This window comes from Pseudomonas sp. AU12215 (assembly GCF_001675465.2).
In the GTDB taxonomy this organism is placed as follows: domain Bacteria; phylum Pseudomonadota; class Gammaproteobacteria; order Pseudomonadales; family Pseudomonadaceae; genus Pseudomonas; species Pseudomonas nitroreducens.
In genome coordinates this window covers 1-9,777 of sequence record NZ_MACM02000040.1, presented here as the reverse complement: position 1 = coordinate 9,777, position 9,777 = coordinate 1, and the positions used below count along the sequence as shown (strand labels likewise).

The window sequence follows — 9,777 nt, the reverse complement described above, 5'->3', positions numbered from 1 at the left end:
AATGCCCGATTGAGGTCATGACAGAGGTAGTGGCGTTGCAGCATGATGCACCTGCTTCAATCCAGTAACCGTGTTGCACTCAGCTTCTGCAACCGCCGAAATAAAAAGCTCAGTATGCAGAAGGCCATAAACTACGGCTACGGCGTCATGGCTTTTGCTGTTTTGGCTTTTGTGATTCTTTCGCCGGCGGATACGATAAAGGCAATACTCTTTGCGTTGGTAGGAGTCTTTGCTCTTTATGTTCTGTCAAAAAGTTTTAAATTCCATGCGGATGTTGATTTCTCGACAAATGAATACCTGGCAAGCGCCTTGGGGGTCTCTGTAGGCGAGAAGGTTCTGCTCAGTTATCAGAATTTCAATGCCAACGAGGTTGAGCAAGGGAGTAATGCCTTTGCCACAACGGCAACAACGTTGATTGTGGCGGTATTTGATGGGGGCTCCTGGAGAAAGATGAGGCGAGATCTTAACCAGATTTCGCACATTGGTATCATTGGTAGTGAAGAGCAGAATTACTGTGTCAAATTGAATTTCAGTGATGGCCTCCATGTTTTGTTGTGCATTGGTCTGTATGACAAGCTCACATCAAATCCAATTCTGGTAATCAGAAGGCTGCTGGAGGTAATTGATGCAAGTCTGCTTGGCGGTAGTGATGCGCCGATGGCAGCGCAGAGGCGTCGTGTAGTGGTCAATGCCGGCGCTCCAGTCTCGACGCCAGCCGCTTCTGCGCCCGAAGCCATGTCTGCATCCGCGGCACCGATACGCAACATCGAGCTGAATTCTGAGGTGTTAATGGCAATCCAGGGCGCCGAAGAAGTCGTTCCTAGACGAAGGCTGGAGCTTTGATATGTCGCATTGCACAAGGTTTGAATTTTCTTATGTCAATGAGGACGCCATTGCTAAAGCGTTCGGCAAGATGGGGATCAACCCGGAGACAGATATAGTTTTCCTGTATCCCAGCGAATTCAGTAAGAAGGTATTGAGCAAAGTCGGCTATATGGGCAGTCAGCAATTCAGAGCGGTGTGTGGTCGAGCCGCTGATGGATTCAACCTATTTGTTTGCCAGATTGAGGAGAACTCCTACAGGCTCCTTATCGAACGCGACACTGTTTCGGACGGAGACGAGGCGATCAAGGCCGATTTGGCGTTGAGCTTTCAGAAAGCCTACATCAGCGTAGCCATCGATGAAACCATCAGGCGCATAGAAGCTTCAGGTGTTCCCGCCAGAACGAAAGAAACTCTTCAAGGGTTCGAGATTGAGTTTGGACCGCAGTACGAATACAGCATCCATGTGACCTTTACGGGCGACGAAGTAATGGAGGAGGTGCGTGGTGTGAAAGGCGATATTTGCACAAAGCTTACCGAGGAGCTTGAAGCGCTACTCTCCAGTCCTACTGCGGAGCTGGTGACCGAGTGGAAGCCGGAATATACCGTCGTTCACGAGGAGCAAACCCTTCAAGTTCTCAGTGCGAATCTCTAAATGCATATCAACGTACACCACATGGAGTTGAGTTGCGTTAATGGTCCTGGGTTGCGCTTGACATTATGGGTGCAGGGTTGTGCATTGAATTGTAAAGGGTGTTTCAATCAGCGGACCCATGCTCGCGAAGCGGCTACGCTGATGTCTGTCGAGGCATTGGCGCAGAAGATAAATGCACACGACATCGCCGGGGTTACCCTCTCCGGAGGGGAGCCGCTGGATCAGGCGGCAGCCCTGGAGCAATTGATCCATGCCGTCAATGGCGAGAAAAACTGGATACTCTATACAGGCTATACACCAAAAGAAATATTCCAGAATGAAGCCATGATTCGTGTCGTTAAAGCCGTAGACGTGACGCTGGCTGGCCGGTATCGGCATAACGCGGAACATCCCTATCAGTACAAGCAGATCATCAAGGCCAGTGACAGAGTCGATCTTGATTTTTTCCGTACTAGAAGAGTTGTCGAATTTGTTGTTTCAAATTCCAGTGTGACCAAGACCGGTCTTCCGATGCATATATAATTCAGTTCAGGCACAGGGATATTAGGCATGAACCGCACCAAGCAGATAACTGATTACCTAAAGGCTCGCTATGCGATTCTGGTCATCGAGTCGTTCGAGGAAGAGCGCGCACTCAGTGAGATTTCTGAGATCGCCAAGGCGCTTGGCCATCGTTTATTCGTGTGGAACTCGACCCAAGGCGTGCAGATAAATGGCTCCGTGGCTGGGGAAAAAACCTTCGATTTGAAGGTGGCCTTGGATTTTTGCGAAGAAAGAGCAAAAGAAGAAAACAGCAAGAGTATCTTTGTTTTTTGTGATGCCCATAATTATCTTACCCCCAGTTCGAACCCCGTCTATCGTCGTCGACTTCGAGATTTTGCCATCAATATTCGCTCGCGCGGATATCGAAGCAATTGCATTATCGTGGCGCCTAGCTTTGAAATTGCCACTGACCTTCAAAAGGAAATCACGCTGGTTGATTTTCCTTTGCCGTCACGCGACGAAATCACGGGTCAGGTCAGCAAGTTCATAAGCTCCTGGCAAGGCAATGAAAATATCAAGATTGATCTGCCGAGCGATGCCAAGGAAAAACTCATCGATGCCGCGTTGGGCCTCACGGAATTGGAGATTGACAATAGCCTGTCCCGTTCATTGGTATCGAGCCTGAGTGTCAATGAAAACACCGTTAAAGACCTGCTTTCCGAGAAGAAACAAATTATACGGAAGACAGGTATCCTGGAGTACATTGACTCAAAGGTGAATCTTGACGACGTCGGAGGCTTGGCAACCCTCAAGAAGTGGCTCCATCTGCGCAGTCAGTGTTTCGGTCAGGCTGCCCAGGAATTTGGTGTCGGAACCCCGAAGGGATTGCTCTTGACCGGGGTTCCCGGTTGCGGCAAGTCGCTTACGGCGAAGTGCGTTTCGTCGTCCTGGAACATGCCGTTATTGCGCCTGGATATGGGGAAAATCTTCCAGGGACTGGTTGGCTCTTCAGAGTCCAACATTCGTTCCGCGCTACGCACCGCCGAAGCGATTTCGCCCTGCATCTTATGGATCGATGAAATTGAAAAGGGGCTTTCCGGTTCTTCCGGCGGTGCGTCCGATGGGGGGGTGGCGTCGCGTGTATTCGGCACGCTATTGACCTGGATGCAAGAGAAAACGGCGCCGGTCTTTGTATTTGCTACCGCTAACAATATTGGCAGCTTGCCTCCGGAACTATTGAGGAAGGGCCGGTTCGATGAAATATTCTTCGTTGACTTCCCGTCAACATTGGAAAGAAAGAAGATTCTTGAAATACACCTGAAGAAATTGAAACGTGACCCGGCGAAGTTTGACTTGGACCTGTTGTCTGCTCTGGGGGGCGAATCGAATTTTGGTAAGGATGTTGTGCTATCGGGGGCTGAAATCGAAGCTTGGGTTGGGGAATCGCTGATCGAGGCGTTCTCACGGCGAATGAGCGGTTCTGGCGATGCCAGCGACCTGACGATGGCTGATTTTGAAACCACTATTTCCCGCATGGTCCCCATGAGCAAAATGCGCAAGGAGGAATTTGCGAAGCTTCGTGAATGGGCGAATCAAAATGCGATTAGCGCCTCGGCTATGGTGGCCGGCCAGAATGGTGCCGAAACTCAAGTCGGCGGCAGGCAAATCGACTTTTGAACGACGATGATTCATCAGTGCGTCAGCGTTGTTGCGCCAATCGCGGCGGAGGGTTCGGCCGGTAGAGTGACAGTGTGAGCATTCCTGCTGCTTCACCCGTTGGTTTGTCTCTAAGCCGGATCGGCCTCGGTGCGCTGCGGGGGTGCGACGGTGATCCTGACGACGCGCTGGCCGAGGTTGTTGTCGCTGGAGTGCACAGCAAAGCGTAAAGCTTGCAGCGCGGACCGATGGCCGCTGGGGATCCAGCGGCCATGGGCGTCAGACGCGGAAGTGGCTGACCAGGGTTTGCAGTTGCCCACCCAGGCGCGCGAGTTCGACGCTGGAGGCGGCGACTTCTTCGTTGGCCGAGGCGGTCTGTTCGGAGACGTCGCGCACATTGACCACGCTGCGGCTGATTTCCTCGGCCACGGCGCTCTGTTCCTCGGCAGCGGTGGCGATCTGCTGGTTCATCGCCTGGATGTTCGACACGGTGCGGGTGATCTCGCCCAGTGACTCGCCGGCCTGGCGGCTGAGGGCGACGCTGCTGGCGGTGAGTTCGCGGCTGCCGAGCATGACGCTGGAGACCTGGCGGGTGCCGCTCTGCAGGCCGGCGACCAGGGCTTCGATTTCTTCGGTGGATTGCTGGGTGCGCTGGGCCAGCCCGCGTACTTCGTCGGCGACCACGGCGAAACCACGACCGGCTTCGCCCGCGCGGGCGGCCTCGATGGCGGCGTTGAGGGCCAGCAGGTTGGTCTGCTCGGCCACCGACTTGATCACGTCCATGACCTTGCCGATCTTCTCGCTCTCCTGTTCCAGGCGCTGCATGGCCTCGGCGGAGCGTTCGACTTCCTCGGCGAGACGCTCGATCTGCTCCACGGCCTTGTTCACCACGCGGTCGCCGTCCTGGGCCTGGTGGTCGGCGGCGGAGGCGGCCTGGGAGGCCTGCTCGGCGTTGCGCGCTACCTCCTGCACGGTGGCGGACATCTCGTGCATGGCGGTGGCGACCTGGTCGGTCTCGACCTTCTGGGTGTTCGCGCCGGCGCTGGTCTGCTCGGTGACGGCGGAGAGCTCTTCGGCGGCGCTGGCGATCTGGGTGACGCCGTCGCGGATGCCACCGATCAGCTCGCGCAGGCTCTGGCTCATGCGCTGCATGCTTTGCTGCAGGCGGCCGAGCTCGTCGCGGCGGGTGACCTGGACGGTCTGCGACAGGTCGCCGGCGGCGATGCGGTCGACCACAGCCATGGTTTCCTGCAGCGGGCGGGTGATCTGGCGGGTGATGATCAGCGCGGCGATGCCGCCCAGGACCAGCGCGAGCAGGGTGAACAGGGTCTGCAGACTGCGGGCGCTGGCGCTTTCGGCGTCGCGGCGATCGAGTTGCAGCTGGTAGAGATTCTCGCTGATCTTGACGATGTCCTGGCCCTGGGTGGTCATTTCCTTGCGCGCCTGGACGATGGCGGCCATGTTGCCGCGCAGGGTGGTGACGGCATCGCGATAGGCGCGCAGGGCAGTGCCCAGTTGCTGGACGTACTGCGCTTCGGCGACGCCGAGGACGCTTTCCAGGGCCGGCAGGCCGGCGATGCTTTCGTCCAGGCCGCGGGTCACGCCGTCACCGTTGCTGGTGAGGGCCGTGGCCAGGTAATCGCGTACGTCGTAGCGGGCCTGTAGCAGGTCTTCACGGGTGCCGGTGATGGCCTGGAAGCGGGTGGCGCGCTCTTCGTCCGCGGGGGCCTTGAGTACGTCCTGCTGGATGGTCGCCGTCAGTTCGGCGGCGCGCGTGGCGTTGTCCTGCAGGGCGCCTCGGGTGATGCCGGCGCTCTGGTAGCCGGCGCGCATGGCGGCCAGGGATTTCTCGTAGTCGGCGATGACGCCGCCGAGTTGGTCGAGCAGGCGCACGTTCTCGGGGCTGACGAAGGAGGCGCGCAGTTTCTGCTGCTGCGCCTTGAAGTCGGCCAGGGTGGACATGACGTTGGCAGCTTCCTGCTCGGCGCCGTCGGCGATCATGTACTGCAGGCGGGTGATGCGCAGCTTGGTCAGGCGCGAGTTCAGCTCGGTGATATCGCTCATCCAGTTGCTGCGGTCGATCAGCGAGCCGAGGCCGACCCAACTGACGATGGCGAGGATGGCGGTGAAGGCGAGGACCAGGCCGAAGCCCAGGGCCAACTTGAGATTCACGCTCAGGTTGGAAATCCAGGTGTTCATTGACGATCTCCAGGAAAGGTTGTGTGAAGTCAGGCCGTTCGGAGATTGTTCTTGTTGGGGGCCAGGGTGGCGAACCACGTCCAAGCCCTATCGGCAGGATCGGACGGAACCGTATGGTCACGGGCGAAAAAAGTTATCCGCCGGCCGGCGCCTGGAAGGCGGGTCGGAGAGGAATGGGCGGGGAAAGGCGGACGAAATCCCTGTTCGCTTGCGTGCCGCTGGGTGCGGTCGCGCTCTGGCTTGCGGCGCTGCGCGGCATTCTACGGAAAGGCCGGTGGGCTCGTCTGCAAAATGATGGCAAAGAGATATTGCAGGGGCGCTGACCCGCGAATGAGGCGCCGGCCTGGCGCCTCATTCGGTTGCCACGGGATCAGGCCTTGGCGGCGTCAAGCGCCTGGGCGAGGTCGGCGAGGATGTCGTCGATGTGCTCGATGCCGATGGACAGGCGCACCATGTCGCGCGGTACGCCGGCCTTCTGCAGTTCTTCGTCGTTGAGCTGGCGGTGGGTGGTCGAGGCCGGGTGGCAGGCCAGGGACTTGGCGTCGCCGATGTTGACCAGGCGCACCACCAGGTTCAGCGCATCGATGAAGCGCGCGCCGGCTTCCTGCCCGCCCTTGATGCCGAACGAGAGGATCGACGCGGGCTTGCCGCCCATGTAGCGCAGCGCCAGTTCCTGCTCGGGGTGGTCGGCGAGACCTGCATACTTCACCCAGCTGACCTGCGGGTGGTCCTGCAGGTATTGCGCGACTTTCACGGCGTTCTCGCAGTGGCGCTCCATGCGCAGGGCGAGGGTTTCCAGGCCTTGCAGGATGAGGAAGGCGTTGAACGGCGAGAGCGCGGCACCGGTGTTGCGCAGCGGCACGACACGGCAGCGGCCGATGAAGGCGGCGGGGCCGAAGGCTTCGGTGTAGGTCACGCCGTGATAGGACGGGTCGGGCGTGTTGAGCAGCGGGAAGCGTTCCTTGTTCTCGGCCCAGGGGAATTTGCCGGAGTCGACGACGATGCCGCCGATGCTGGTGCCGTGGCCGCCGATGTACTTGGTGAGCGAGTGCACGACGATGTCCGCGCCGTGTTCGAACGGGCGGCAGAGGATCGGCGTGGCGACGGTGTTGTCGACGATCAGCGGCACGCCGTGGCGGTGCGCGGCGTCGGCCAGGGCCTGCAGGTCGACGATGTTTCCGGCCGGGTTGCCGATGGATTCGCAGAACACCGCCTTGGTGCGTTCGTCGATCAGCGCTTCGAGGGCGGCGATGTCGTCATGCGGCGCGAAGCGGGTCTGGATGCCGAAGCGCGGCAGGGTGTGGGCGAGCAGGTTGTAGGTGCCGCCGTAGAGCTTGGCCACCGAGACGATGTTGTCGCCGGCTTCGGCGACGGTCTGGATGGCGTAGGTGATGGCGGCCATGCCGGAGGCCACGGCCAGCGCTGCCACGCCGCCTTCCAGCGCGGCCACGCGCTCCTCCAGCACCGCGTTGGTGGGGTTCATGATTCGCGTGTAGATGTTGCCGGCGACCTTCAGGTCGAACAGATCGGCGCCGTGCTGGGTGTCGTCGAAGGCGTAGGAGCTGGTCTGGTAGATCGGCACGGCCACGGCCTTGGTGGTCGGGTCGGGGCTGTAGCCGGCGTGGATGGCCAGGGTTTCCGGTTTCATTGTTCGAGCGTCCTTGTGGCAGAAAGCCCCGAGGATGCGAGCGGCGCCCGGCCCCGGTCAATGACCGGGAGCAATCTGGCCAGGGCGTCGCTAGATCGCTTTTGGCTGAGCTTATAACCGGCTCAGGAGGAGCAACTGATCTCCAGATGCTTGCCCCAGTCCGGCGGACGGCGGGTGAAGGCTTCGGCGTCGGGCTGCTCTTCGAAGGGCCGGCTGAGCACTTCATGCAGGCGGCGCACGACGCTGAAGTTGCCCTGCTCGGCGGCTGTGATGGCTTCCTGGGCGAGGTAGTTGCGCAGGACGTAAAGCGGGTTGACGGCGTGCATGCGCGCGCGGCGTTCGTCCTGGCTGCCGCCTTCGCGCTCGACGCGAGCGCGGTAGTCGGCAGCCCAGGCGTCGAAGCCGGCCAGGTCGACGAAGTCGTCACGCACCACGGCCAGCGCCTGCTCCGGCGCCTGCTCACCGAGGCGGCGGAAGAACAGCGAGTAGTCCACCGCGCCTTTCTGCATGCTCTGCAGCAGGCGCTGTACCAGCTCCAGGTCGCCATCCTCGGCAGTGGTGAAGCCCAGGCGCCGGCGCATCAGGTCCAGGTAGTGGGCCTGGTACAGCGGCAGGAACAGGTCCAGCGTGGCGCGCAGGTCATCGACTTCGACGAAGTGCACCAGCGTCTGGCCCAGCGCGGCGAGGTTCCAGTGGGCGATGGGCACCTGGTTGCTGAAGGAGTAGCGGCCGGTGTCGTCGGAGTGGTTGCAGATGTGGTTGGCGTCGAAGTCGTCGAGGAAGGCGTAGGGGCCGTAGTCGAAGGTGATGCCGAGGATCGACATGTTGTCGGTGTTCATCACGCCGTGGCAGAAACCGTAGGCCTGCCAGCAGGCGATCATCTGCGCGTTGCGCTCGACCACTTCGCGGAAGAATGCCAGGTAGGGCTTCTCGTCGTTCAGGCTGTCGGGGAAATACTCGCGCAGGACGAACTCGCCGAGTGTCTTCAACTGCTCTTCCTGCTGGGTGTAGTAGAAGTACTCGAAGTGGCCGAAGCGCACGTGGCTGGGCGCCATGCGCAGCAGCATGGCGCCGGTTTCCCGGGTCTCGCGCCACACCGTGGTACTGGATCCGGTGACGCACAGGGCGCGGCTGCTGGGGATGCCGAGGGCGTTGAGGTATTCGCTGGCGAGGAACTCGCGGATCGACGAGCGCAGCACGGCGCGGCCGTCGCCCATGCGCGAGTAGGGGGTCTGCCCGGCGCCCTTGAGGTGCAGGTCCCAGTGCTCGCCTGCAGCATTGACCACTTCGCCCAGCAGCAGCCCGCGGCCGTCGCCCAGGCGTGGGTTGTAGGAGCCGAACTGGTGCCCGGAATAGACCATGGCGCGCGGCTCGGCTTCTTCCCAGAGCTTGTGGCCGGCGAAGATTTCCGCGAACACCGGGGTATCCGCCTCGCTCGGGTCGAGATCGAGCAGGGCCATGGCCGAGCGGCTGGCGACGACCAGGCGCGGGTCGGCGATGGGATCGGGCAGGACTTCGGTGGAAAACACGTCGCCCAGGCGGGCGAAGCGGTTATCGAAGGCGAGTTCGTCGAGCTTTTTCACAGGCTAACTCCGGACATGTCCGAGTATTGTGCTCGGATATGTCCGGAGGCGTCCAGCCTCAGGCCTTGTCGCCGTTGGGCTTGTCCTGGCTGATCTTCACGGGCGTGGCGGTGGGCTGCTGCTGGCCGACGATGACCTGGGCTTCCTGGCCCTGGAAGTTCTTCAGGAACACGTCGACCTGGTTGAAGGCCATGTCGATGCCGGCCTCGCGGAAGGCCAGGGCGATGCGAGTCAGGGTCTCGTCCACCGCCGGATTGCGGTCGCCCAGTTCGCGCACATGGAAGCGCAGTTCGTAGTCGAAGGTGCTGGCGCTGATGGTGGTGAAGTACAGCACCGGTTCCGGGTCGCGCAGGATGCGCGGGTTGGCGTGGGCCGCGTCGAGCATGATCTTGCGCGCCAGCGGCAGGTCGCTCTCGTAGGCCAGACCGATCTTGATGGTCACCCGCGTCACGGTATCGCTCAGCGACCAGTTCACCAGTTGCCCGGTGATGAAGGTCTGGTTGGGGACGATGATTTCCTTGCGGTCGAAGTCGGTGATAGTGGTGGCGCGGATACGAATCCGGCTGACGGTGCCGGACAGCGTGCCGATGGTCACCACGTCGCCGATCCGCACCGGGCGCTCGAAGAGGATGATCAGGCCGGAGACGAAGTTGGAGAAGATCGCCTGCAGGCCGAAGCCCAGGCCTACCGACAGGGCGGCCACCAGCCATTGCAGCTYGTCSCAGCTTTGC

At 60.4% G+C, this 9,777-nt stretch carries 8 protein-coding genes; 4 read left to right on the top strand and 4 right to left on the bottom strand.

All coding sequences use genetic code 11. The annotated features are described in order from the left end of the window. The first annotated feature begins 42 nt into the window (after positions 1-42). The 4 genes from A9513_RS10340 to A9513_RS10325 are packed head-to-tail and all read left to right on the top strand — an operon-like array spanning position 43 to position 3,637. The gene (locus tag A9513_RS10340; RefSeq protein WP_141678372.1) at positions 43-843 is read left to right on the top strand and encodes a hypothetical protein; all 801 of its coding nucleotides are present in this window, start codon (positions 43-45) and stop codon (positions 841-843) included. 1 nt (position 844) lies between these two features. After that, on the top strand, positions 845-1,477 hold the full coding sequence (locus tag A9513_RS10335; protein WP_065084678.1) for a DUF2997 domain-containing protein: 633 nt from the start codon (positions 845-847) through the stop codon (positions 1,475-1,477). Further along, positions 1,478-1,999, top strand: a complete 522-nt coding sequence (locus A9513_RS10330; RefSeq protein ID WP_065084677.1) for a 4Fe-4S single cluster domain-containing protein — start codon at positions 1,478-1,480, stop codon at positions 1,997-1,999. Positions 2,000-2,026: 27 nt separating this feature from the next. Further along, positions 2,027-3,637: an AAA family ATPase gene (locus tag A9513_RS10325; protein WP_065084676.1), complete on the top strand. Its 1,611-nt coding sequence runs from the start codon at positions 2,027-2,029 to the stop codon at positions 3,635-3,637. A 258-nt stretch (positions 3,638-3,895) separates the two neighbouring features. On the opposite strand, the gene A9513_RS10320 is transcribed toward A9513_RS10325, so the two are convergent. From A9513_RS10320 to A9513_RS10305, 4 genes are all read right to left on the bottom strand, one after another. After that, positions 3,896-5,815, bottom strand: coding sequence for a methyl-accepting chemotaxis protein (locus A9513_RS10320; RefSeq protein WP_065084675.1), 1,920 nt, complete (start codon positions 5,813-5,815; stop codon positions 3,896-3,898). A 370-nt stretch (positions 5,816-6,185) separates the two neighbouring features. Then, complete coding sequence (locus A9513_RS10315; protein ID WP_038803338.1) at positions 6,186-7,463, bottom strand: bifunctional O-acetylhomoserine aminocarboxypropyltransferase/cysteine synthase; 1,278 nt, start codon at positions 7,461-7,463, stop codon at positions 6,186-6,188. A 122-nt stretch (positions 7,464-7,585) separates the two neighbouring features. Continuing rightward, positions 7,586-9,046, bottom strand: a complete 1,461-nt coding sequence (selO, locus tag A9513_RS10310; protein ID WP_065084674.1) for a protein adenylyltransferase SelO — start codon at positions 9,044-9,046, stop codon at positions 7,586-7,588. A 58-nt stretch (positions 9,047-9,104) separates the two neighbouring features. Continuing rightward, positions 9,105-9,777 (bottom strand): mechanosensitive ion channel domain-containing protein (locus A9513_RS10305; RefSeq protein ID WP_141678371.1); only part of this gene is annotated, 673 nt, incomplete at its 5' end.

Bases quoted from the DNA above. Each gene is read 5' to 3' on its own strand.
- A9513_RS10335 (WP_065084678.1), top strand. From the start codon at position 845: ATGTCGCATTGCACAAGGTTTGAATTTTCTTATGTCAATGAGGACGCC.
- A9513_RS10325 (WP_065084676.1), top strand. From the start codon at position 2,027: ATGAACCGCACCAAGCAGATAACTGATTACCTAAAGGCTCGCTATGCG.
- A9513_RS10315 (WP_038803338.1), bottom strand. From the start codon at position 7,463: ATGAAACCGGAAACCCTGGCCATCCACGCCGGCTACAGCCCCGACCCG.
- A9513_RS10330 (WP_065084677.1), top strand. From the start codon at position 1,478: ATGCATATCAACGTACACCACATGGAGTTGAGTTGCGTTAATGGTCCT.
- A9513_RS10340 (WP_141678372.1), top strand. From the start codon at position 43: ATGATGCACCTGCTTCAATCCAGTAACCGTGTTGCACTCAGCTTCTGC.
- A9513_RS10320 (WP_065084675.1), bottom strand. From the start codon at position 5,815: ATGAACACCTGGATTTCCAACCTGAGCGTGAATCTCAAGTTGGCCCTG.